At 72.7% G+C, this 23,646-nt stretch carries 11 protein-coding genes; 1 reads left to right on the forward strand and 10 read right to left on the reverse strand.

Features of this window, described 5'->3' with window-relative positions; genetic code table 11:
- Window positions 1–68 precede the first annotated feature (68 nt).
- The 8 genes from ACZ67M_RS17680 to ACZ67M_RS17715 all read right to left on the reverse strand — a co-directional run bounded on the left by ACZ67M_RS17680 (window position 69) and on the right by ACZ67M_RS17715 (window position 20,128).
- On the reverse strand, window positions 69–1,769 hold the full coding sequence (locus ACZ67M_RS17680) for an ABC transporter ATP-binding protein (RefSeq protein ID WP_467324488.1): 1,701 nt from the start codon (window positions 1,767–1,769) through the stop codon (window positions 69–71).
- The gene (locus ACZ67M_RS17685) at window positions 1,756–12,699 is read right to left on the reverse strand and encodes an amino acid adenylation domain-containing protein (protein ID WP_469851616.1); all 10,944 of its coding nucleotides are present in this window, start codon (window positions 12,697–12,699) and stop codon (window positions 1,756–1,758) included. The genes ACZ67M_RS17680 and ACZ67M_RS17685 overlap by 14 nt, the downstream gene beginning before the upstream one ends.
- 70 nt (window positions 12,700–12,769) lie before the next feature.
- Window positions 12,770–14,557 carry an ABC transporter ATP-binding protein gene (locus tag ACZ67M_RS17690; protein WP_469851618.1) on the reverse strand — a complete coding sequence of 596 codons (1,788 nt, stop codon included), beginning with the start codon at window positions 14,555–14,557 and terminating at the stop codon, window positions 12,770–12,772.
- Between the two features lie 2 nt (window positions 14,558–14,559).
- A complete protein-coding gene (locus ACZ67M_RS17695; protein ID WP_392013107.1) occupies window positions 14,560–15,615 on the reverse strand; it encodes an iron-siderophore ABC transporter substrate-binding protein in 1,056 nt (351 codons plus the stop codon).
- A gap of 87 nt (window positions 15,616–15,702) precedes the next feature.
- Window positions 15,703–16,563, reverse strand: coding sequence for an ABC transporter ATP-binding protein (locus ACZ67M_RS17700; RefSeq protein ID WP_392013109.1), 861 nt, complete (start codon window positions 16,561–16,563; stop codon window positions 15,703–15,705).
- A gap of 39 nt (window positions 16,564–16,602) precedes the next feature.
- On the reverse strand, window positions 16,603–17,691 hold the full coding sequence (locus ACZ67M_RS17705) for a FecCD family ABC transporter permease (RefSeq protein WP_392238537.1): 1,089 nt from the start codon (window positions 17,689–17,691) through the stop codon (window positions 16,603–16,605).
- Window positions 17,692–17,702: 11 nt separating this feature from the next.
- Window positions 17,703–18,761: a FecCD family ABC transporter permease gene (locus ACZ67M_RS17710; protein ID WP_361363509.1), complete on the reverse strand. Its 1,059-nt coding sequence runs from the start codon at window positions 18,759–18,761 to the stop codon at window positions 17,703–17,705.
- An 11-nt stretch (window positions 18,762–18,772) separates the two neighbouring features.
- On the reverse strand, window positions 18,773–20,128 hold the full coding sequence (locus ACZ67M_RS17715; RefSeq protein WP_361363506.1) for a lysine N(6)-hydroxylase/L-ornithine N(5)-oxygenase family protein: 1,356 nt from the start codon (window positions 20,126–20,128) through the stop codon (window positions 18,773–18,775).
- 234 nt (window positions 20,129–20,362) lie between these two features.
- Here ACZ67M_RS17715 and ACZ67M_RS17720 point away from each other — a divergent pair, with 234 nt between their 5' ends.
- Entirely contained in the window at window positions 20,363–21,310 is a 948-nt protein-coding gene (locus tag ACZ67M_RS17720) for a methionyl-tRNA formyltransferase (RefSeq protein WP_392013114.1), read from the forward strand.
- Window positions 21,311–21,384: 74 nt separating this feature from the next.
- Here ACZ67M_RS17720 and ACZ67M_RS17725 read toward each other — a convergent pair whose 3' ends face one another.
- Both ACZ67M_RS17725 and ACZ67M_RS17730 read right to left on the reverse strand, forming a co-directional pair.
- Complete coding sequence (locus ACZ67M_RS17725; RefSeq protein WP_125492057.1) at window positions 21,385–21,624, reverse strand: DUF5302 domain-containing protein; 240 nt, start codon at window positions 21,622–21,624, stop codon at window positions 21,385–21,387.
- 39 nt (window positions 21,625–21,663) lie between these two features.
- Entirely contained in the window at window positions 21,664–23,529 is a 1,866-nt protein-coding gene (locus tag ACZ67M_RS17730) for a CocE/NonD family hydrolase (protein ID WP_469851621.1), read from the reverse strand.
- Between the last annotated feature and the right edge of the window lie 117 nt (window positions 23,530–23,646).

The raw sequence follows: 23,646 nt of genomic DNA on the forward strand, positions 1-23,646 counted from the left end.
GGGTGTATCGGGAGACACACGTGCGAGACCGCCGAACCGCCTGGCCACCGGGTCAGCGGGTCAGCGGGTCAGCGGGTCACCGCCAGGCGGTACTCCTCGTCGGTGGCGAGCAGGTTGCGGTGCGTGTCCTCGGCCGTGATGACGCCCTCGTCGAGGACGAGGACGCGGTCGGCGGCGTCCAGGAGGGCGGGGCTGCTGGTGATCACCAGGGTGGTGCGGCCCCGGCGCAGCTTGGCGACGTTGCGGGCGATGAGCTGTTCGGTGACCGCGTCGACGGCCGTCGTCGGGTCTCGCAGGACGAGGACGTCGGTGTCGGCGGCGAGGGCGCGGGCCAGGGAGAGCCGCTGGCGCTGTCCGCCGGAGAGGTTGGCGCCGCGGTCGCGGACGGCGTAGTCGAGGCCCTCGCGGTGCAGGGCGACGACATCGGTCAGCATCGACGCCTCGACCGCCTCGGGGACCGTCCGGCCGGTCCCCGACGGGTCGATGTTCGTGCGGAGGGTGCCCGCGAAGATCTCCGCGTCGTACGGGTTGACCAGCAGATGCTCGCGGACCGCCTCGACCGGGAGGTCGGCCAGGTCGCGTCCGCCGAGCCGCACGCTCCCTTCGTAGCCCTCGGGCGGTACGTGCAGCGCCAGGACCGAGGCCAGGTCGGCGGCGGCGCGCGGCTGGTAGGCGGCGATCGCGACGAACTCGCCGGCGCCCACCCGGAACCGCACCTTGCGCAGCGTCCCGTGCCGTACGCAGTCGACCTCCAGATCCGAGCCCGCGGCCGGCCGGCCGGTGCCCGGTGTGGTCACCGGCGGCGCGGTCAGCACCAGCGCCATCCGCTCGGCCGAGGCCCGGGCGATCATCACGTACTTCGGCATCTCCGAGAACAGCCTCAGCGGCTCCATGATGAACTGCGCGAGCCCCACGGCCATGACGAGTTCGCCGATGTTGATCCGGCCGGCGAAGGCCAGCCAGCCCGCCGTCAGGGTCACCGCGGCGGCGAGCACCGCGTTGAGACCCAGCGCGGTGCCCGCGTAGACGCCGTTCACCCGGGCGACGGTGATGGACTGGTGCTTCGCCTCCGTGCTGACCCGCCGGTACGAACGGAAGGCGGCGTGGTTGCCGCCGAAGCCGTGCAGCGGACGGAGCCCGATGATCAGGTCGGCGACCTTGGCGCCCGCCCGGGCCACCCGGGCCTGCTGTTCACGGGTGCTGGAGCCGATCCGCCTGGACATGACGCTCAGCACCGACAGGATCGCGGCGGTCCCCACGATCACCAGCAGGCCGAGCCGGATGTCGGCCAGGCCGAGCGCGACCGCCGCGATCAGCACCGCGACCAGCGAGCTGATCAGCAGCGGCACCACCTCGATGATGTCGGCGGTCTGGTCGGCGTCCTCGGTGGCGATGGTCAGCACCTCGCCGGACTTGAGGTCGATGTCCTGGGCCACGGGCTGGAGTCCGCGACCCGCGACCCGCACCCGCCAGCGGTGCGCCTCGGTCGTGTTGGCCTTCTGGAGCACCCGCATCCCGAACCGCCACGACAGCGACACGGTCGTGATGATCACGGCCAGCGCGCCGATGGAGAGACCGAGCCTGCCGGGACTCCGGTCCCGCATGGTGTGCTCGACGATCAGTCCGAGCGCGATGGGGAAGGCGGTCTCGGCGGCCTGGTAGAGGCCCATGAGGAGGGTGCCCCAGGCCATGGCGCCGAGGTTGCGCCGCAGCGCGGTGCGGAGGATGTCGGACCCCTGGCGGGTCCGCTGCTTGTCAGGATTCTTCATCGATGTGGCGGGCAATCGCTTCCGGGGTTCGCAGGGTGAACAGATCGCGGATCGTGATCACTGGACCGTACTCCCGGCGGAGCAGTCCGGTCAGCCGTACCGCCAGCATGGAGTGCCCGCCGAGGGCCGTGAAGTCGCTGACCGCGCTCACCTCGTCGTCGTCCAGGTCCAGTGCCTCGGCGAAGAACTCGCACACGGTGGTCTCGGTCTCCGTCTCCGGGCCGCGCTCCCCCGCCGTGGTCAGCGCGCCCAGCGGCCTGGCCTCGGGCAGCGCCTTGGTGTCGGCCTTCCCGTTCACGGTCAGCGGGATGGCGTCGACCTGCGCGTAGTGCGTGGGGCGCAGGAAGTCCGGCAGCCCGGCGCCGACCTCGGCCGCGACCGCCGCCAGGCCGGCGCCGTCCAGTACGAGGTAGGCGGCGAGCCGGTGGGCGCCGTCGACCTGCGGGTCGGGCTGGGCGACGGCGGCGACGAACCGCACCGCCGGGTGCGCGGCGAACACGGCCTCGACCTCGCCGAGTTCGACCCGGTGGCCGCGGATCTTCACCTGCTGGTCGGTGCGGCCGAGGTACGTCAGGTTGCCGTCGGGGCGGCGCAGCACGAGGTCGCCGGTGCGGTACATACGGGCGCCTGGGGCGCCGAAGGGGCAGGCGACGAAGCGGTGCGCGGTCTGCGCCGGCTGCCCGAGATAGCCGCGCGCGATGCCGATGCCGGACACGTACAGCTCGCCGGGGACGCCGTCGGGAAGCGGCCGCAACCACGGGTCCAGGACGTACACGTCCGTGTTGTCGATGGCGACCCCGACGACCGGGTCCTGGCATTCGAAGGTGCCGACGCCGAGGGTGTTGATGGTGTACTCGGTGGGCCCGTACAGGTTGTAGCCCACGGTCCCCTCGGTCTCGGCGAGCCGCTGCCACAGGGCCGGGGTGACGGCCTCGCCGCCCAGCAGCACCAGCGCGGGCCGGCGGGCCGGGTCGTCGAGCAGTCCCTCGGCGACCAGTTGCTGCGCGTAGGTCGGGGTCACGTTGACGACGTCGATGCCGTGCCGGAGGCAGTACTCGACCAGGCGGGGTGCGTCGCGGCGCAGTTCCTCGTCGCAGATGTGCACCTCGTGGCCGTCGGCCAGCCACAGCAGTTCCTCCCACGACATGTCGAAGGCGAACGACACGGTGTGGGCGATCCGGAAGGTCCGGTGGCCGTGTTCGGCCAGTACCGGTTCGAAGATCCGGCGCTGGTGGTTGACCAGCATGTTGGTCAGCCCCGCGTACTCGGTCACCACGCCCTTGGGCTTCCCGGTCGATCCGGAGGTGTAGATGGTGTACGCGGGGTGCCGCAGCCGGCGCGGATCGTCCGGCGCGAAGGTGCGGTACGGCTCGGCCTCGGGCAGCGGGCGGTCCAGCTCGATCAGGTCGCCGGTCAGCCGGGGCGAGACGGCGCTCACGGTGAGGACGACGTCCGGGCGGGCGTCCGCCACGATCGCGGCGATCCGCTCGTCGGGGTGGTCCAGCTCCAGCGGCACGTAGGCGGCGCCGACGCGCAGTACGGCGAACAGGGCCACGATGGAGTCGAGCGAGCGCGGGACCGCGATGGCCACGTTCCTCTCGGGTCCGATGCCGCGCCCGGCGAGGACGCCCGCCACCGCGCGGCTGCGGTCGCGGAGTTCCGCGAAGGTCATGGTGGAGCCGTCGGCGACGAGCGCCACCCGCTGCGGGTCCTGGTCCGCCGCCCGGTCGAACCGGTCGACGACCGTGTCGGTGCCGACGTCGGTGCGTTCGACGGGGCGGGGCTCGGAGCCCAGGCCGGGCAGCGCGCCCACCGGGCCCGTGGACCGGGCCAGGTCGTCCAGGACGCGCAGGTAGTCGTCGAGCAGGCGCCGGGCGTTCGCGGTGTCGTGGTCGCGGTACTCCAGTTTGACGGTGAGCCGGTCTCCGGGGGTGACGACCCAGGTGAACGGGTAGTGGGTGGAGTCGTCGGCGCGCACGGAGGTGATGCCGTGCCGGGCGTTCATCTCGGCGAAGGCGTCCAGGTCGAGGAAGTTCTGGAGCACGAACAGGTTGTCGAAGAGGGTGTCGTGGCCGCCGGCCCGCTGGATCTCGCCGAGCCCGAGGTGTTCGTGCTCCATGGCCTCGGCCCTGGCCGTCTGGACCGCCGTGAGGTAGTCGCGGACCGTGTCGTGCGGCCGGGCCCGGGTCCAGGTGGGCACGGTGTTGAGCAGTACGCCCACGATGTCGGCGAGCCCTTCGCCGTCGCGGCCGGAGACGGTCACGCCGAACACGGCGTCGGTGCGGCCGGTCCGGGCGGCCAGGAGGAGGCCGAAGGCGCCGGTGAGGACGGAGTTCAGGGTGACCCCGTGCGTCCTGGCCGCCGCCCGCAGCAGTTCCGACTCCTCGGCGCCCAGGGTGTGGACGAGCGCGCGCGGCAGGTCGTCCGCGAGGGCCGGGGCGGGTCCGGCCAGCAGGGTCGGGCCGGGGAGACCGTCCAGATGCTCCGCCCAGAAGCGTTCGGAGGCGGCGGGGTCCTTGGCGGCGAGCGCCCGCGCGTGGTCCTCGAAGCCGGGCGTGGCCGGGACCGCGACGGGGAGCGTGCCGGCGAGGACGGCCCGGTAGGCGTCGAAGAGGTCCCGCAGCACGATCTCGCGCGACCAGCCGTCCCACAGCAGCAGGTGGTAGCTGAGCAGCAGGCCGTCGCGGTCATCGGGCAGGCGTACCACGGTCAGCCGGATCAGCGGTGGTTCACCCGGGTCGAATCCCGTGTCCCGGTCGGCCAGCCGCAGGGCTTCGACCTCCGCGTCCGTGCCCGCGTCGACGGTACGGACGCCGACCCGCCGTCCGGCGGCGAGGACCTGGACGGGGGCGCCGTCGGCGTCCGTGGTGAAGCCGGCGCCCACGGCCGGGTGCCGGGCGATCACGAAGGCCATCGCCTCGGCCAACGCGTCGGTGTCCAGGCGCCGTTCGAAGGTGAAGTAGCTCTGGGCGACGTAGTGCCCGGTCGAGCCGGCCAGCTGGGCCTGGAAGAACAGGCCCCGCTGGAGGGGGGTGACCGGCGCGGTGCGCTCGGCGGTCCCGGCGGCGTCCGCGATCTGTTCGAGGGCCGTCAGCCAGTGCCCGGTGATCGCGTCGGGGACGCCCTCGGCGAGGGTGAACTCCGCGTGCAGGGCGCCGGTGGCCGCGTCGGTCCACGCGTTCACCTCGACGGTGTACGGGCTGTGTCCGTCCTCGCCGGTCAGGCGGGGCGCCTCGGATTCACCGCCGCGGCCCAAGTAGTTGAACAGCACCTGCGGGTGGGTGCCGAAGAGCGGGGCGGTCTGCGGATTGAGGTACCTGAGCCGGCCGTAGGCGGCGTGCGCGTCCTCGTCGGGCTGCCGTTCGGTGATCTCGTGCGCGGCGGCGACGGGGTCGGTGTGCGGGGTGAGCCGTACCGGTGCGATGGCGGTGAACCAGCCGACGGTGCGGGTGTAGTCGTGGTGTGCGAGGGCCGGGACGCGGCCGTGGCGCTCCAGGTCGATCGCCAGGTCGGTGGGCGACCCCTGGACTCGGGTGAGTGCCGCGCGCAGCGCGCCGAGCAGCAGCTCGGTGAGACCGGCGCCGAGTGCGGCGGGCGCGGTGCGCGTCAGACGTTCGCTGACCTCGGGCGCGAGGACGGCCGTCGTCTCGCGCAGCCCGGTGGCCGGGGGCAGGGGTGTGGGGGCCGCGAGTGTGGTGAGCCAGTGGTCCAGGTCGTCGGCGGCGGTGGCGGAGCGGTACGTCAGCGCTTCGGCGTACTCGGCGTAGGGGGTGGTCGGCGGTGCCGGGGGTGTCCCGCGCAGCGCGTCGGCCAGGTCGTCCAGCAGGATCAGCCAGGACACGGCGTCCACGGCGAGGTGGTGCACGACGACGACCAGGGTGCGGCTCGTCTCCAGCCAGGTGAACGCGACGACGTCGCCGGACTCGGGGTCGAGCCGGCCGGCGGCCAGGTCGGCGGCGGCCGTCGCGTCGGACCCGTCCGCGCGGACGACCGTCACCTCGCGGTCGGGCTCCGTGGTCAGGGACCACACGCCGTGCCGGACGCGCAGGCGCAGCCTGAGCGCCGGGTGCGCGCTCACGACGGCCTGGGCGGCGCGTCGCACGTCGGCGGGTCCGGCTCCCTCGGGGACGGTGAGTGTCCTGGCCTGGGCGAACCGGGTGAGCGGGCCGCCCAGTTGGCGTTGGCGCAGGATGATCGGCGTGAGGGGCAGCGGGCCGTCCTCGCGGGGAGCGGGTGCGGGTTCCTCGGGGCGCGGGGCGCCGGTCGTGGCGAGGTGGTCGGCCAGGGCGCGCGGTGTCCTCAGCAGGAACACGTCGCGCGGGGTGATCGCCAGGCCGAGCGCCCTGGCGCGGTTGATCACGGTGATGGCGACGATGCTGTCACCGCCGGCGCTGAAGAAGTCGGTGTCGGCGTCCACGGCCGCACCGGGCAGCGTCTCGGTGAAGATGCCGACGAGCGGGGCGAGGGCGTCGGCGTCCGGATCCGTCACCGGCGGCACTCCGGGCCGACGTGCCCCGGCCGTCTCCGTGGGCGGCACCGCGTCGGAGTATGCCGTGGCGGCGCGCGCGGTCAGGGCGCCGCGGTCCAGTTTGCCGTTGACCGTCAGCGGGAGCGCGTCCACGGGCAGCACCCGGCCCGGCACCATGTGCGCGGGGAGCTTCGCCGCCAGGAGGGCGGTGAGGTCGTCGGGCACCCGGCCCACGACGTGGGCCACCAGGTGGTCGCCGGTGTCCGCCACCGTGACGGCCGCGTCCACCACCCCGTCGAGGTCCCGGAGCGCGGACTCCACCTCGCCGGGCTCGATGCGGAACCCCTTGAGCTGCACCTGGTCGTCGGCGCGGCCCGCGAACTCCAGCTCGCCGTCGAGGGTGCGGCGGGCGAGGTCGCCCGTGTGGTACATGCGGGAGCCGTCACCGGCGAACGGGTCGGCCACGAAACGCCCGGCGGTGAGGCCCGGCCGGCCCAGGTAGCCCAGGGACACCTGGTCGCCGGCGACGTAGATGGCGCCCACCCGTCCCGGCGGTACCGGCCGGAGCCGGTCGTCGAGCAGGTGGGTGACCAGGCCGGGGATCGGTCCGCCGATGGGGCTGGCGTCGTCGTCGGTGCCGAAGTCCGCGTCGGTCAGGACCCGGTGGGTGACGTGGACCGTGGTCTCGGTGATGCCGTACATGTTGACCAGCTCGGGCGAGGCGGTGCCGTGCCGCTCGACCCAGCCGCGCAGGCGTCCGAGGTCCAGCGGTTCGCCGCCGAAGACGATCCGGCGCAGTGCGGGGAGCGGTCCGCCGGCGTGCCGGTCGGCCTCGGCGAACTGGTGGAACGCGGAGGGCGTCTGGTTGAGCACGGTCACCTCGCGCTCGCGGACCAGCCGGTGGAAGTCGACCGGCGAACGGGTCAGCGCGTAGTCGGGCACCAGCAGTTCGGCGCCGTGGGCCAGCGCGCCCCACAGTTCCCAGACCGCGAAGTCGAAGGAGAAGGAGTGGAACTGGACCCACACGTCGTGCGGGCCGAACTCCATGGCGGGCCGTGTGCGGGCGAGCAGGGTCACCACGGCGGCGTGCGGGACGACGACGCCCTTGGGCCGGCCCGTCGAGCCGGACGTGTAGATGACGTAGGCGGGGTCGCGCCAGTCGGCCTCGGGACCGGGGCCGGCCGGTTCCGGTACGGGCTCCTCCCCCTGTACGAGCACCCGGGCCGGGACGCCGGCGCGGTCCAGCAGCCGGGTGAAGCGGTCCCGCTGTTCCGGGGCCACGAGGACGACCTGCGGCGCGGCGTCGGCCAGGACGTACTCCAGCCGCTCGTCCGGGTAGGCCAGGTCCAGGGGCACGTACGCTCCGCCCGCGCCGACCACCGCGACCAGGGCGACGACCTGCTCGACGGAGCGGGGGACGGCGACGGCGACGCGTCCGCCCGGTGCCACGCCGGCCGCGCGCAGCACGGCGGCGAGATCGTCCTTGGCGTGCGCCAGTTCGCCGTAGGTGAGGGACCGGGCGGTGCCGTCGAGGGCGCACTGGGTGACGGCGGTGGCGGCGGGGTCGCGGCGGGCGGCGGCGTCGAAGAGCCCGCCCAGGGTGGCCGGGGCGACCGGTTCGGCGCGCGAGGACTCCGTCGTGGCGAGGTGGCCGGCCGGGGTGTCCGGGCGGGTGAGCAGGCCGGTGAGGGTGCGGGTGAAGGTGTGCAGGATGCGCCGGGCCCGGGCTTCGCGCAGCAGTTCACCGTCGTGGATGAGGTTGAAGCGCGGTCGGCCGTCGGGGGTGCGTTCCACCACCAGTGTCAGGGGGTAGTGCGGGGCGCCCTCGTTCACGATGCCGGTGACGGCCAGCGTGTCGCCGGGTCGCCGCAGGTCCGCGGTGTCGGTCGGGACGTCGAACACCACGAGGGTGTCGAAGAGGGGGCCGGCGCCGGTCCGCCGGGTGATCCCCGCGAGGGGGACGTGCTGGTGCGGCAGGACCGCGCTCTGGTGGTCCCGGACGGCGGCGAGCAGGTCGCGTGCGGTCGTGGTGCCGGTCCACCGGGCGCGCAGGGGGATGGTGTTGATGAAGAGGCCGACCATGTCCTCGATGCCGGGCACGTCGGCGTCGCGCCCGGAGACCGTCGAGCCGAACACGACGTCGTCGCGGCCCAGGACGGAGCCCAGGGTCAGGGCCCAGGCGCCGTGCACGGCGACGCTGAGCGGGACGCCGGCCGCGCGGGCGGCCGCCTCGACGTCGGTCTCCGGCACCACGGCGGTGTCCGCGAAGCGGTCGGAGGGGGTGTGGCCCTCGGCGACGAGCGTGGGGCCGGGCAGTCCGGCGAGCTGCTCGCGCCAGACCCGGTCGCTCTCCTCGTCGTCGCGTGCGGCGAGGCGGCGCACGTGGTCGGGGAAGCCGCCGAGCGGGTGCACGGTGCCCGGGGCGTGGTACTCGGCGAGGAGGGTGCGCAGCATGGGCGGCACCGACCAGCCGTCGGCGATGATGTGGTGCACCGTCTGCACCAGGACGTGCCGGCGCTCGCCCGTGCGGACGAGGGTGTACCGCATCAGCGGGCCGGTGGCCAGGTCGAACCCGGCGCGGCGGTCGCGCTCGGCGTGCTCGCGGATCTCGTCGTCGGTGATGCCGGGTCGGTCGAGCACGGTGAAGGGCGCCCGGGCGCCGTTCTCCAGGACGGAGACCACCCGGCCGTCGGCGAGGGCCGTGAACCGCGCGGCCAGGTTCGGGTACAGGCTGAGCAGGCGGGTGGCCGCGGCGGCGAGCCGGTCGGTGTCGACCTCGCCGTCCAGGGTGAGCAGTTGCTGCTCGACGTAGCTGCCGGTCGCGTCGTCGTCGTAGACCGAGTGGAAGTACAGGCCCTCCTGAAGGGGGGTCAGCGGGAGGATGTCCCGCAGCGCGGGTCCGTCCAGCGTGTCGACGTCGGCCTGGGTGAGGGACAGGGGCCGGAAGTCGCTGGGTGTGTGTCCGCCGCCGTCGAGTGCGGCCAGGCCGCTCAGCGCGTCCAGGTAGTAGCCGCCGAGGGTGGTGATGTCCGCGTCGGAGAACATGCCGTCGGGCCAGGAGACGGTGGTGACGAGCTGGTAGGCGCCGTCCGTGCCGGGTTCGGCGACGGCGTTGAACTCCAGGGGGCGCGGCAGGCGCATCCGCGGGTCGCGCTTCTCGCCCAGCTGTTCCGTGTTGCGCGCGAGCTGCCACTCGCCGGTGCCCCCGGCTGCGAACCGGCCCAGGTAGTTGAAGAGCACCTGGGGTGCCGGTGCGTCGAAGGAGACCTGGGCCAGGTGGCGGAGGGCGCCGTAGGAGACGCCGTTGTCGGGTACGCGCGCGAGGTCTTCCTTCACCGCCTTGAGCGCGGTGGCCAGGTAGGCGGGTGCGGTCGGGTCGGGGGCGGTGCCGGGGTCCACGGTGACCGGGAAGAGAGTGGTGAACCAGCCGACGGTGCGCGAGAGTTCGGGCTCGAACCCGGCGGACGGGGCGACGAAGCGTCCCTCGCGGCCGTGGCCCTCCAGCTCGATGTGCGCGAAGGTCTGGGCCTGGCCGAGGTCGCGGCGCCACCGGGCGAGGGCGACGGCGAGTGCGGTGAGCAGGACGTCGTTGACGCCCGCGTGGAATCGGGCGGGTGTCTCGCCGAGGACGGCGGCGGTGGCAGCCGCGTCGAGCGACAGGGTGCGTACCCGTTCCCGCGCCACGGTGTCGGTCGCGGCCGGCGCGCGGCGGCCCACCGGGTCGTCGGGGCCCGGCAGCGGGCGCCGGAAGGGGGCGCTGTCGGCGTCGAAGGCGGCGCGCTCCAGCAGCTGGGTCCAGCGCCGGAACGACGTCCCCTCGGGGGGAAGTTCGACGGGTGCGCCCGAGGAGAACTGCCGCCAGGCGGTGGCCAGGTCCTCCATGAGCACCCGCCAGGACACACCGTCGATCACGACGTGGTGGACGACCACGACCAACTGCCGTGCCGCGCGCCGCCAGACGGCGCTCAGCATGGCGCCGGACTCGGGGTCCAGTGCCTCGGTGGCGAGGGTGACGCACGCGTCGAGGGGCCGGTCGCTCTCCTGCCAGAGAGCGGCGGCCGGGTCCGCGTCGGGGATGTCGAAGCCCCAGCGGTCGCCGCGCACCAGCCGGGCGCGGAGCATGGGGTGCCGGCCGGTCAGGGCGGTGAGGACCGCGTCGAGGGCGTCCGGCCCGAGGTCGGCCGGGGTGTTCAGGACGACCGACTGCACGAAGCCGTCTACGGCGTCGGTGGTCTCACCGAGCCACCGCACGATGGGCGAACCCACCACGGTGCCGGTCGGGACGTCGCGGTGGTCCACGGCCGTGGTGTCCTCGCGGCTCGCCACGGCGGCCAGCGCTCCCAAGGTGCTGTGGGTGAAGATCTGCCGTGCCGTGACGTAGAGGCCCGCCTCGCGCAACGCGCCGAGCAGGGAGATCGCCAGGATGCTGTCCCCGCCGAGCTGGAAGAAGTCCTGATCGACGCCGACCTCGTCCAGTCGCAGGAGCGCCGCGACCGCCGCGCACACCGCGCGTTCGTTCTCGGTGGCGGGCGGCACGGACGCCGATGCACCGGTCACGGGCTCCGGCAGCGCGTGGCGGTCGATCTTGCCGTTGGCGGTGAGCGGGAACTCGGCCGTCACGACGACGTGGGTGGGCACCATGTACTCCACCATGCGCGCTCCGGCCCATGCCTTGACGTCGTCGGCACGGAGGTCCTCGTGGCCGGCGGCGGGGATGACGTAGCCCACGAGGTAGGTGCCGCCGGCGGCGTTCTTCCTGGCGACGACGCAGGTGTGGCGCACTCCGGGGTGTTCCGCGAGGCCGATCTCGACGTCCTCGATCTCCAGGCGCATGCCGCGGATCTTGACCTGGTTGTCGGCGCGGCCGAGGAAGTCCAGCGAGCCGTCGGGGGCGTAGCGCGCGAGGTCTCCGGTCCGGTAGAGCCTGGACCCGTCGTCGGCGAAGGGGTTGGCCACGAACCGGGACGCGGTCAGGCCGGGCGCGCCCACGTATCCGCGGCCCAGGAGGAAGCCGCCGACGTAGAGTTCGCCGCCGACGCCGACCGGGACGGGGCGCAGTTCGTCGTCGAGGACGTAGAGCTGGGTGTTGGGGTTGGCCTTTCCGATGGACGTCGACAGGCGTTCCGCCGCGCCCCGGTAGACGACGTGGGAGACGCCGATGGTCGTCTCCGCCGGTCCGTAGCCGTGGTAGAGGGGGATGTCGAGCCGGGTGCGGAAGCGTTCGTACAGCTCGGGGGTCAGCACCTCGCCGCCGCACCACACGTGGCGCAGGCTGTCGAGTCGCCCGGAGTCGCCCGCCATCTCCAGCAGGACGTCCAGCATGGACGAGACGAGGTAGGTGAAGGTGACGCGCTGTTCGGCGATGACGCCGAGCAGGTGGTGGGGGTCGCGTTCGCCGCCCGGGCGCAGGACCACGAGCCGGCCGCCGCGGACCAGCGGCAGGAAGATCTCGTTGACGGAGATGTCGAAGGACAGCGGCGCCTTGAACAGCGACACGTCGTCGGGGCCGAAGCCCAGAATGTCCTGGGCCTGCCACAGCAGCCGTTCGCTGATCGCCTCGTGGCGGATCATGGCGCCCTTGGGCCGTCCGGTCGACCCGGAGGTGAAGATGACGTAGGCGAGTCCGTCGCCCCGGACGGAGGTCTCCGGCGCCTCGGCGGGATGGGCCCCGTAGCGCCAGTCGCCGAGGTCGACGGCGAGGGCCTCCGGTTCGTCCGGGGCGTGTTCGCCGGTGGCGTTGAGCTGTACGACGACCCCGGCGTCCTCGATGACGAGGGCCCGGCGCTCGGCCGGCCAGTGCGGATCGAGCGGTACGAACGCGCAGCCCGCCCGGAGCACGCCGAGCAGCCCAACGACCATGTCGGCGGAGCGCTCCAGGGAGATGCCCACGGCCTGTTCCGCGGTCAGCCCGCCTCCGGTCAGCCGGTGGGCCAGCTGGGCCGACATGGCCGCCGTCTGACGGTAGGTCAGTGAACGGTGCTCGTCGACCACGGCGATGGCGTCCGGTCTGGTGCGCGCCTGGGCGAGGAACATCTCCACGAGCGTGGGACGCGCCCGCTCGACGTCGGTGTCGTTCCAGGCGGCCAGGCTCGCCAGCCGGGCCGCCGGGCCGGAGGGGCCGATGGTGCCGAGGGGCCGGTCCGGGAAGTCGGCCAGGTCGTCGAGTGCGAGCTGCGCGTCGTCCGGTACGACGCCGTCCGGGAGGGTGATGCTCCGGCCGTCCGCCGCGACCTCCCAACCGCCGGGCGTGGCGCCTCCGTTGGCGACCCAGCCGAGCACGTCGCCGAAGAGGGTGCCCGCGGTGAGGTCGAGTCCGGCGGGGCTCCGGCCCGTCGCCCAGTACGAGAGTCCGACGGCGCACGCCGCGGCGATGGTCCGGTCGGCGAAGTCCCCGGTGCGCCTGCGGATGTCGGTCAGGTGCCGAGGGGAAAGGAGTACGAGACGAGCGGTCGGTTCCATCATCGAAGAATCCACGCCCTTCCAAGGAATGAAGGCAGGCTAACCTAACTAAGGCTTGCCTAACCACCCTTGTCTAACTGCCCTCTCGCCAGGCCTGCCACAGCCGCGCGTACCGGCCGCCCAGCTCCACCAGTTCCTCGTGCGTCCCCTCCTCCACGACCCGCCCGGCGTCCAGGACGGCGATCCGGTCCGCCGCCATCGCCTGGGTGAGCCGGTGCGCCACGAACAGCGTGGTCCGGCCGGCGCACGCGGCGAGCACGGCACGTTCCAGCTCGGCGGCGCCCTCGCTGCCCGCCTCCGCCGTGGACTCGTCCAGCACCACCACGGGTGAGCGACTCAGCACCAGCCGGGCGAGGGCGACCTGGGCCACCTTGGTCACGTCGAGGCGCTCACCGCCCTCCCCCACCAGGGTGTCCAGCCCCTCGGGCAGGGCGTCGACCCACCTGTCGGCGCCCACCGTCCGCAGGGCGTCGGTGAGTTCGGCGTCGGTGGCCTCCGGCGCTGCCAGCCGCAGGTCGTCGGCGAGCGGCCCGGAGAACACGTGCGTCTCCTGGGTGAGGATGGTCACCAGGGACCGCGCCCCGGCCTCGTCCAGTCCGGCCAGGTCGGTCGGCCCGACCCGCACCGCTCCCGCCTGCGGAGTCCCGATGCCCGCGATCAGCGCGGCCAGTGTCGTCTTCCCCGCGCCCGTGGCGCCGACCAGGGCGAGCGAACCACCGGCGGGGATCGTCAGGTCGACGTCCCTGAGCACCGGCTCCTCGGCGCCCGGGTAGGTGAACGTCAGCCCCTCCACCCGCACCGGGTGCGCCCCGGCCGCCGCGGGCCCGACGGAGGCGTCGCCCACCAGCCGGTCCTCGGCGTCCTCGCCCACCACCCCGACCAGCCGGGTCAGGCTCGCACCCGACTTCTGCGCCTCGTCGAAGGTGAACATGATGGCGCCCAGCGGCGTGAACAGCCGGTGGAAGAGCAGCGGGGCCGCCGACACCTCGCCGAGTGTGGCGGCGTCGGCCTCCAGCAGGGCGTACCCGACCACCAGGATGAGCGTCAGGCCGATGAACTCCGCGCGGTTCTCCCGGCCGACGAAGCGTCCGAAGAACCGGAACACCTCGATCCCGAGATCGCGCACCCGCCACGACTCACGGGTGACCTGCTCGCGGAAGGCGTCCTCCAGCCGGTACGCCCGCACCGTGTCGATGCCGTTGAGACCGCTGATCAGGGCCTGGGCGCGGTCGGCCTGGGCCACCCGCTGCCGCTGGTAGAGCGGGGCGGAGCGCGGGAGGTACCAGCGCAGGGCCAGCGCGTACGCCGGCAGCGCGCCCGCGCCCGCGAGACCGAGCCGCCAGTCCAGGCCGAACATGCCGGCCGTGGCGATGACGACCAGCACCCCCGCCGAGAAGACCGTGGGGACGGCCGTACGGATGCCCTTGGACAGGACGGCCACGTCGTCGCCGACGCGGGACAGCACGTCGCCGCGGCCGACCTGCTCGACACGGGCGCTCGGCATGGCCAGCACCGCGCGGACGGCGCCCTCCCGCAGCCGCGCGAGCAGGTCGGCGCCGAGCCGCCCGATCAGGTACGTCGACACCGCGGTGGCGGCCGCGCCGAGCAGCGCGGCCGCCACCATGAGGGCGCCGATCGTGACCAGGACCGAGCGCGACTCACCGCCGACCACCGCGTCGACCACCCGGCCGAGCAGCAGGACCGGGAGTACCTGGAGAGCCGCTCCGGCCACCGTGGTGAGTGCCGTGGCGAGGGTCAGCCACGGCACCTCACGGCAGTGCGCCCCGACCCAGCGGGTGGCTTCGCGTCCGGTCGCCGTACGCAGGGCGGCCGGGGCCACCCGGATGTCCGTGACGCTCACACCTACCCGGCCGACTTGACGAGTTCGTCGACCGCGTACGGCATCGACAGCAGGGTGCCCTGGGAGATGGCCGCGCCGACCGCCGGGCCCTCGCTGTCCAGCAGGTAGGTCACCTTGCCGTTCTTCACGGCGTCGAGGTTGGTGAAGAGCTTGAACTTCTTCAACGCGTCCTGGTCCGCCTTGTCGTTGATGACGAAGACGCGGTCGACGTCGACCAGGTCGACGCGTTCGGGCGAGAGCGTGGTGTAGAAGTCGCCGCCGGCGACCTCGTCGATCTTGGTCTGGTACTTGAAGCCGATGCCCGTCAGCAGGCGTCCGCGCACGTCGGTGGAGGTGAAGGGGGCCACCGAGTCCTTGTACCACGAGAGTGCGACGGCGGTCTGGTCGGCGAACTCGGGGTGCGCCTTCTTGGCCGTGTCGAGCTTGCCCTGGATGCCGGCGACCATCTTCTCGCCCTCCTCGGCCTTGCCGAGGGCCTTGGCGATGTGCAGGGCGTTGTCCTGCCACGGGGCGCTGAACGGCTCCTTCTCCGCCTTGGTGCGTCCCACGGTCGGCGCGATCCTGGAGAGCTTGTCGTAGGCGGCCTGGTCGACCTCGGAGTACACCGCGATGATCAGGTCGGGGCGGAGTGCGGCGATCTTCTCGAAGTTGGGGCCGGTGTCACCGTTCTTCATGATGACCTCGGGCTTGGCGTCGCCCCACTTCTCCTTCACCCACGGCCACTGGGTGTTGATGTCGGGGCTCTGACCTTCCGGGTTCGGGTACTGGTCGACCATGCCGACGGGCTTGATGCCGAAGGCCAGGACGGTCTGGTCGTCCGTGTAGCCGACGGTGACGACCCGCTCGGGCGCCTTGGCGACCTTCGTGGTTCCGAACGCGTGCTCCACGGTGACGGGGAACGCGCCGGCCCCGGCGGTCGACTTGTCGCCGCCCGCGCTGTCCGACGAGTCGTCCGAGTCGGAACCGCACCCCGCGAGGAGGCCGACGCCGAGCGCGGCGGCGGAGAGTGCCGCCGCCAGTCGTCGCCAGGGCGTCATACGCGTCGTTCTGAGGAGCATCCGGGGATCCCTTGCTGTCGCGCCGTCCACTGCGCCCCGTTCTGAGGGCAGCAAACCTTATCGCGCCTGACTGAGGTTAGCCTACCCTCACCGCGACAACTCTGGTGAGACCGGGTCGAGTTCCACGTGGGCCCGTCCGATGGGCACGATGAGGGGCCGGTCCCCCACGGGGTCGTCGATCACCCTGGCGCGCAGCCCGAAGGCCTCGTGCAGCAGTTCGGCGGTGACGACCTCCCGCGGATGGCCCTGGGCCAGGATCGCCCCGTCCCGCATCACGACGAGGTTGTCGCTGTAGCGGGTGGCGAGGTTGAGGTCGTGCAGCACCATGACGACCGTGCACCCGGACTCGTGCAGGTCGTCCACCAGGTCGAGCACGTCGATCGCGTGCGCCAGGTCCAGGTAGGTGGTCGGCTCGTCGAGGAGCAGCAGGTCGGTCCCCTGGGCCAGGGTCATGGAGATCCAGACGCGCTGGCGCTGACCGCCGGAGAGCGAGTCGACCGGACGGTCCGCGAGGTCGGACACCCCGGTCATGGCCAGCGCGCGGCTCACCACGGCCGCGTCGTCCGACGACCACTGCCGCAGCCAGCTCTGGTGCGGGTGGCGGCCCCTGGCGACCAGGTCGGACACCGTCAGGCCCTCCGGCGCGACCGGTGCCTGCGGCAGCAGGCCGAGCTTCTTGGCGACGTCCCGGGTCCTGAGCCCCGCGATGTCCTCGCCGTCCAGCACGACCGTGCCGCTGGTCGGCTTCAGCAGCCGGGACAGGGTGCGCAACAGGGTCGACTTTCCACAGCCGTTGGGGCCGATGATGGTGGTGATCACCCCCGGCGGGATCGCCACGTCGAGCCCGTCGATGACCGGCCGGGCGCCGTACCCGACCGCCACTCCCCTGGCGGCCAGCCGCGTGGCGCCGACCGCCGTCCCGGCCCCGGTGATGGACTCAACGGCCACAAGGCCCCCCTCCATTAGGCTCGCCTTACTTTGTACCAGCTATCGGCGGTTCGCCCGCACCAGGAGGTAGACGAGGAAGGGCCCGCCGATCGCCGCGGTGACCACACCGACGGGCAGCGAGACCGGCAGTGCGGTGCGCGCGACCAGGTCCGATCCGGTCAGCAGCAGGGCGCCCACCATGCCGGAGGCCGCCAGCGGCGGCGTCGGGCACCTCGCCAGCCGCATCGCCACCTGGGGCGCCACCAGGGCCACGAACGGCACCGGTCCGGCCGCGCTCACGGCCACGCCGGCCAGCAGCACGGCGCACAGCAGCAGGACCGCGCGCACCGCCCCGTAGCGGACGCCGAGACCCGCGGCGATCTCGTCGCCGAAGTGCATCGGCTTGAACTGGAAGGCGGCGCACGACACGACGGCCAGGAGTGCGAGCGTGCACCAGAGCGCCACCCGCACCTCGTCCCAGGACCGGTTGTCCAGCGAACCCACCAGCCACGCCTGGGCCCGGGCCACGTCCCTGATGTCGGCGGTGACCAGCAGCCAGGTCGTGATCGCCTGCATGACGGCGGTCACCGAGATGCCGATGAGGATCAGCCGGAAGCCGTCGATCCCGCGGCGCCATGCCAGGAAGTAGACCAGCAGGCCGGTCCCGAGCCCGCCCGCGAGCGCCGCCGCCGACAGGCCCACGGAGTCGACGACGGCCGTCGCGGCGCCGCCCGAGACCGTCACCAGGAACACCGCCACCGCGCCCGCGCCGCTGGTGATGCCGAGGACGTCGGGGCTGGCCAGGGGGTTGCGCGCGATGGACTGGGTGAGCGCGCCGGACACCCCGAGCGCGATGCCGACCACGAGCCCGGCCAGCGCGCGGGGCATCCGCAGGTCCAGGATGACGAACTCGTCGACCTGCTCGCCCCGTCCGGCGATGGTGGCGAGGACCCGGGGCAGCGCGATGGGGAAGTCCCCGACGCCGATGGACAGGCAGAACACCAGGAAGGCCGCCACCGCCAGCAGCAGCGTGACGCCCGCGGTCCAGGGCCGCCACACGAACGACACACCGCCGAGCCGCACTCCCGGCGCCACCGGCGCGCTCACGTCCGCGCCGCCCGGCCGCACGTCCGTCCCGTCTGCCTTCACGTCCGCCCCGCTCACGTGTTCTTGAACTTTCCGCGCCACACCAGTACGGCGAAGAACGGCGCCCCCAGCAGCGAGACGACGACCCCGGCGTCCAGTTCCCCCGGCCGCACCACCAGGCGCCCCACGATGTCGCAGACCAGCAGCACCACCGCGCCGAGCAGACCGGCGTACGGCACCAGCCAGCGGTAGTCCGGCCCGGTGAGGTACCGCGCGACGTGGGCCACCATGAGCCCGAGGAAGGCGATGGGGCCGCAGGCCGCGGTGGCCGCGCCCGCCAGCAGGGTGATGGCGACGATGCCGGCCGTCCGGCTCCGCGCGACGTTCACCCCGAGCCCGCGCGCCACGTCCTCGCCGAGGTTGAGGAGGTTGACGGCGGGCAGCGTGGTGAGCGCGAGCAGCAGCCCGGCGGCGATGAACGCGGACACCGGCCCGATGACGTCGAACCCGACGCCGGCCAGCGAGCCCGCGTTCCAGAACCGCAGCGCGTTCAGCGAGGCCTTGTCCGTCAGGGAGACCGCGGTGGTCATCGCCGCGAGGAAGACCGCGATCCCCTGACCGGCCAGGGCGAGCGTCAGCGGGTTGCCCGCCCCCCGGCCGATGCTCGACAGCCCGAACACCACGGCACCGGCGAGCCCGGCGCCGAGGAACGCGAGCCAGACGTACAGGAACGGGTCGGTCAGGCCGAGCAGGGCGATCGCCGAGACCACGGCGAAGGAGGCGCCGGCGTTGATCCCCAGCAGCCCGGTGTCGGCGATCGGGTTGCGGGTGTACCCCTGGATCAGCGCCCCGGCGGCACCGAGGGCGATGCCCGCCACGACCGCGAGGACCGTGCGGGGCACCCGCACGGTCCGCACGATGAGCCTGATCTCGGTGAGCCGCTGGTCGGCCTCGGGTGCGGCCGTCAGCCCGTGCCAGACCTCGGCGGGGGTCAACGCCCGCGCGCCGACGGCCAACGAGGCCGCCGCCGCGAGCACGAGCAGCACGGCGAGTACGCCCAAACCGGCGACCCGTCGGCGACGGGCCTCCGTCGTGCCCCCGGGCGCGGGGCGCTGGGCCGCAGTCGTGGTCATGGCGACGTACACTAACGCGCGCCGCCGCCGGCTCCGTCGGCGATGGTCCGGGCCTCGTCGGAGGCGGACTTCAGGTTCCGGTCGACCAGGGACTCCAGGATCTCGCCCACCCTGATCGCGGTGTTGGACAGCAGCGACGACGTGATGCCGTGCGTGTGCTCCGTACCGCCCTGGAGGTAGATGCCGCAGCGCAGTGCGGGGTCGGTGGCGACGCGGTAGTCGCGCTCGACGCGCACCAGGCCCTCGTCGTCGCGCAGGCAGCGGTCCGCGACCTCGCCGAGCAGTCCGAGGGGGTCGGCCGGGAGGTAGCCGGTGGCGAAGACCACGACGTCCGCGTCGAGGAGCGTCTCCTCGCCGGTGACCAGGGAGGTCACGGTGGCACGGACCCGGTCGGAGCTCTCCTTGACGTCGGTGAGCCGGGAGACGTTGAGGAAGCGCAGCCGCTCGGTGCCGAGGACCTTCTCCCGGTACATCTGCCGGTACAGGTCGTCGATCAGGTCGATGTCCACCACCGAGTAGTTGGTGTTGCCGTGGTAGTCCATCAGCCGGCGTTTGACGCTGCCGGGCGCGGCGAAGTAGTCGTCCACGGCGGCCGGGTCGAAGATCCGGTTGGCGAAGCCGCTGTCGTCGGCGGGACTGTAGCCGTAGCGGGCGAAGACCGCGCACACCTCGGCCCCGGGGAAGCGGCGGTGCAGGTAGGCGACGTTCTCGGCGGCGCTCTGCCCGGCGCCGACGACCACGAACCGGGAGGGTGAGGTGCCCTCCAACGCGTCGACCCGGGCCAGCAGTTCGGAGTTGTGCCAGACCCGGTCGCCGCGCTCGACGCCCTCCGGCATCAGGGGGCGCAGGCCGGTGCCGACGACGAGGTTGCGCGCCCGGTGCACCTCCAGTCCCTGGCCCGAACGGACCGTCACCTCGAGGTGGTCGACGGCTCCGTCGCGCTCCACGGGTGCGACGCCGACCACCTCGTGGCCGTAGGAGACCTGGTCGTCGACCTTGGCGGCGGCCCACTCGAAGTAGTCGTGGAACTCCACGCGCAGCGGGAAGAGGTTCTTGTGGTTGATGAAGTCGATCAGCCGGCCCTTGCTCTGCAGGTAGCAGAGGAAGCTGAACTCGCTCGCCGGGTTCCGCAGTGTCACCAGGTCCTTGAGGAAGGACACCTGCATCGTCGCGTCGTCGATCAGCATGCCGCGGTGCCAGCCGAAGCGGGGCTGCTGCTCGAAGAAGCGTGCGCTGACCGCCTCCTGACCGCCGGCCTGTGCGTTGTGCTCGCGGATCGCGATCGCCATGGCGACATTGGACGGGCCGAAGCCGATGCCAATGAGGTCGTGGACCAGCGTTGCGTCATCAGGAAGAACCTGTGACATGTCACTCCCATCGTGCGGGACAGTCGCCTGTGAGGCCTGGGGGGTGCCGGAATGGGACATGCCGACGGAGCTGGCCGCCGGAAACTTAGGTTAGCCTAAGCTAAGGATCTGAAGCTGTCGATAGGGCGAACCGGAGGGCACGGCCACCAACTGGGGTGTTGCGCACCAACGTTGCACACTAAGGTACGCCTTGCTCAACTTGCCGGGTCAGCCCCTGCCTTGAGGAGGTACCCCATGCGGGTCGTCATGTTCGGTTACCAGACCTGGGGGCACCGGACCCTGCAAGCCCTCCTGGACTCCGAGCACGACGTGGTGCTGGTCGTGACCCACCCCAAGAGCGAGCACGCCTACGAGAAGATCTGGAGCGACTCCGTCGCCGACCTCGCCGAGGAGCACGGCGTCCCGGTGCTGATCCGCAACCGTCCCGACGACGACGAGTTGTTCGAGCGCCTCAAGGACGCGGACCCGGACATCATCGTGGCCAACAACTGGCGGACCTGGATCCCCCCGCGCATCTTCGGGCTCCCCCGTCACGGCACGCTCAACGTGCACGACTCGCTGCTGCCGAAGTACGCCGGGTTCTCCCCGCTGATCTGGGCCCTGCTCAACGGTGAGTCCGAAGTCGGCGTCACCGCGCACATGATGAACGACGAGCTGGACGCCGGCGACATCGTCCGGCAGGAGGCGGTGCCGGTCGGGCCGACGGACACCGCGACCGACCTGTTCCACAAGACGGTCGACCTCATCGCCCCGGTCACCGTGGGCGCCTTGGGCCTCATCGCCGCCGGGCAGACCGAGTTCACCAAGCAGGACCGGTCGCAGGCGAGCTTCTTCCACAAGCGGTCCGCCGAGGACATCCGGATCGACTGGAACTGGCCGGCCCAGGATCTGGAGCGCCTGGTGCGTGCCCAGTCCGAGCCCTACCCCAGCGCCTTCACCTTCCACCGGGGCAGGCGGCTCGAGGTGCTCGCCGCGGTGGTCTCGCGGGGCCGCTACGGCGGTACGCCCGGCCGCGTCTTCTACCGCGAGGGCGACGGCGTGGTGATCGTCGCCGGAGCCGACGCGCGGGCGGGCCGCAGTCACGGCCTGGCCATCACGCGGGTGCGGACGGAGGACGGCCGGGAGCTGTCCGCGGCCGAGTACTTCACCTCGATGGGCGGATACCTGACCAGCCGCCCGTGACCGGCCTCGCACGACGGACGGGGCCCGACCGTGCTGCCACGGTCGGGCCCCGCCGCGTACGACCGGTCGCGGCCTCAGCCGCTCTTGCGCCTGAACGACCGCTGGCTGGCGGCCGGACCGTGGGTGCCGCGGATCTTCGCCACGTCGGCGTTGGCGGCGAGGGCCGCGGCCTCGGCCTGTTTGCCGCGCTTGCGCTCCAGGGCCTCGCGGAACTTGCCCTTCAGGTCGTACTGGCCGTCCTCGTCGGGTGTCAGGGCGGGGCGCTCGTCCTCCGCCGGTTCCGAACCTGCCTGCGATGAAGACTCTTCAGTCATGACGACCTCCTGGGCTCGGACAATCAGGAGCACAGCTTGTCACGGCCGGCGACCCGGAACCACCGAGAATGTCCCCGGCCCGGCCGGCAGGGTCACCGTGTACTGACTCAGATAGGTGTCCAGGTACGGCGAGCGGTCACCGGGGGTGGCGACGTCGTCGGCCGGGTCGTCGAGGGCGAGCCGCAGCCTGGCGTCACTGACCCGGATCGTCTCGCCGGAGGGGGTGTCCCGCCAGGACCCGGTCTGGATCGACCCGATCTCCACGGCCAGCACGTGCCCCGCGGCCAGGGTCCAGTCGGTGGCCTTCAGGTCGACGGCCAGGCGGCCGGAGTCCACCAGGGAGACCTGTTCGTCGAACATGACCGCGGTGCCGTCCGGGGCGACGTCGTACAGCTTGAGCATGACGTTGCCCTCGCCCTTCGCCTTCAGGGACAGCCGTGGGGTGCCGGTGACCCGTACCGACCTCTTCAGCGGCTCGGACCACACGAAGAAGCTGGAGGCGACCTCACCGTCCCGCTGACGCTCCGCCAGCTCCGCGGCCAGTCCTTCCGGGGCCGGGCGCTCGGTCGCGGGGGCGTTCTCCATGTCCCACCGGCCGGTCGGCTGCGGCGGTGCCGCGGGCGCCGGCCGCCCCGGTGCGGCCAGCGCCGCGCGGGCGGACGCCCCGCCGTCGTCGACGTAGGAGCCGTCGCCGAGCGCAAGGGTCACCGACCGCTCCGTGACCGGCCAGGTGCGCTGGGCGCGCCAGGCGCCGGTGGAGTCCTCGACGGCGTAGGCCGGGTAACGCACCGACGGCCGCACGCCCTTGAGGTACTGGTCGTAGAACGACAGGGTCTCGTCGTACCAGCCCTCGCGGCCCATCGCCAGGCGGCCGTCACTGGTGCGGTCCCCGCCGCGCACGTGGTCCCACTGGCCGACCCAGCCGCGCTCGGGGCCCCTGTGGTTGTCGAGGTACTCCTCCATCTCCTCGGGCTTGGTGTTGTTCTCGACGAAGCCCTGCGTGACGAACAGCGGGGTGTCGCTGCCCTTCGCCATCCTCGCCAGGTCACGGGAGGTCCAGTGCTCGTCCCGCTGGTCGGATATTCGGTAGCCGGCCGAGTTCTCGGTCAGGCACTCCGGATGACTCTCCTCGTGCCGCGCGGCCGCTTGGTAGCGCGGGTCGTCGTCCGGCATGGGCGCCATGGTGGCGATGGAGTTGTAGGCGTTCGCCGTTCCGGTCACGTTCGGGCGGGGCACGCCGTTGGAGTAGATGTACTGGTACATGTCCCACAGCGGTTCCTGGGCGACGACGGCCTTGAGCGCGCGCTGGTCCAGGTTGTTGCCGATGAGTCCGGTCACGGCGTCGTACGACTTGCCGTACATGCCCACCGCGCCGGTGGACCACGGCTGCCGGGACGCCCAGTCGATCGCCGCCCGGACGTCCGCCTGCTCGCCGGGGCCGCCCCAGTCGAGGCAGCCGGTGGAGCCGCCGAAGCCGCGCAGGTCCACCATGACGAAGGCGTAGCCCTCATCGAAGAGGTCGGTGCCCTCGATGAAGTCCTGGAAGCGGGCGGACGGGCCGGTGCGGGTCCACCCCTCCGGTCCGGTCTGGCCGGCGTGGGCGAAGTACGGGCCGACGGACAGGATCACCGGCACCTTCTCACGCCGTGTCATCCCCTCGGGCAGCAGGACGTCGGCGTGGAGCCGGGTGCCGGAGCGGTCGGCGGACGGGAAGTAGTGCTGGGTCCAGACCGAGCCCTCCGGGACGCGGTCGTTCTCCTCGTGCGTGACGGGGTCGGCCGTGGTGGCGGCCGGCCGGGCCTCGTCCTCGTGCGCGGCGACGGCGGGGCCGGCGAGACTCGCGGTCAGGGCGAGTGCGGCGACCAGTGCCGAGGCGCATCGGACTGCGGCGCGACGTGCTCTCACATGCTCCTCCTTGGAGGGTGGGTGCAGGTGGTGCAGGTGGTACCGACGGTGCGGGCTGCTGTGCAGGTTTAGCAGTGAAGCCCTCGTACGTCGATGGGGCGTCCAACTCCGGCTCTG

The sequence above is a fragment of the Streptomyces sp. NPDC107500 genome (assembly GCF_055582785.1).